Origin of the sequence: Mesorhizobium sp. M7A.F.Ca.CA.004.04.2.1 (genome assembly GCF_004022825.1) — a bacterium.
Lineage (GTDB): Bacteria > Pseudomonadota > Alphaproteobacteria > Rhizobiales > Rhizobiaceae > Mesorhizobium.
Window position 1 is genome coordinate 1 of sequence record NZ_RZPH01001386.1, and the last position, 1190, is coordinate 1190.

Sequence of the window (1190 nt, forward strand, 5' to 3'; positions counted from 1 at the left end):
CCGTCATCGAGCTGATCGAGACGCGTTCGCCGGTGGAACTGCTGGCCATCGGCATCGGCCACGACGTCACGCGCTACTACCGCCGCGCTGTCACCATCGTCGATGCCGAGGAACTGGCCGGCGCCATGACCGAGCAACTGGCTTCGCTGTTCGCCGAGGAAAGCGCGAAGGATACGCGACGCGGCGGTGGTATGCGGCGCGCCGGATGATTTCCAGGCGCGGCGGGTTTCGGCAGACGCTTTTCGCCGCCATCGCCCTGCTTTCCGGCGTGGCTTCGGCGGCAGCCGGTTCGGCTGACTCTGGTTCTGTCGAACCGGTCGAAATCTCGGCCCGCCCGATCACCCAATTCCACATTGGCCGTGCCGACAAGCAGTTCGGCGCTTTCGAATTCGTCGGCGGGCTGGAGATGACCTCGCCGACACGCGATTTCGGCGCGCTGTCAGCCTTCCGCTTCCTGACAGCCGGCGGTGACTTCATCGGCGTTGCCGACACCGGCTTCTGGTTCTTCGGCACGGTGGTCCGCGACGCGGAAAAGCGACCCTCCGGCATCCAGAATTTCCGCATGCAGCAGATGGTCGACCAGACCGGCCGGCCGATCGACAGGAAATGGGAGGTCGATGCGGAAGGTCTCGCGGTCAAGGACGGCATCGCCACCGTCGGCTTCGAGCGCAGCCACCGCGTCGCCCAGTTCAAGATCGATCCCAACGACATGAAGGCGCCGTTCAAGCCGCTGGATTTCGTCGTGCCGGCCCGCGAGCTGCGCCAGAATCGCGGCTTCGAGACCGTCACCCACGCCAATGCCAACGGCCAGCATGAGGGCGGCCTGGTCGTGGTCTCCGAGAAGAGCCTGGACAAGGCCGGCAACATCTATGCCGCCATCATCGATGGGCCGCACAAGGGCGTCTTCACCGTCAAGCGCAATGGCGATTTCGACATCACCGACGGCGCCTTCCTGCCCGATGGTGATCTGTTGCTTCTGGAGCGCAGTTTCTCGATGGCCAGCGGCGTCAAGATGCGGCTGCGGCGCATCTACGGCGAAAGCGTCGAGAAGGGCGCGGTCGCCGACGGGCCGGTGCTGCTGGAGGCCGACATGGACTACCAGATCGACAATATGGAAGGGCTCGACGTCTGGAGCCGCGACGACGGCGCGCTGATGGTGTCGCTGATCTCGGACGACAACCACTCGATCC

At 65.0% G+C, this 1190-nt stretch carries 1 protein-coding gene and 1 pseudogene; both read left to right on the top strand.

Annotated elements, in window-relative coordinates:
- A pseudogene (locus EN893_RS34780) lies at positions 1 to 209 on the top strand (cobaltochelatase subunit CobT); the annotation flags it as partial.
- A partial coding sequence (locus tag EN893_RS34785; RefSeq protein WP_128362199.1) for an esterase-like activity of phytase family protein occupies positions 206 to 1190 on the top strand: 985 nt, incomplete at its 3' end. The pseudogene EN893_RS34780 and the gene EN893_RS34785, both read left to right, overlap by 4 nt.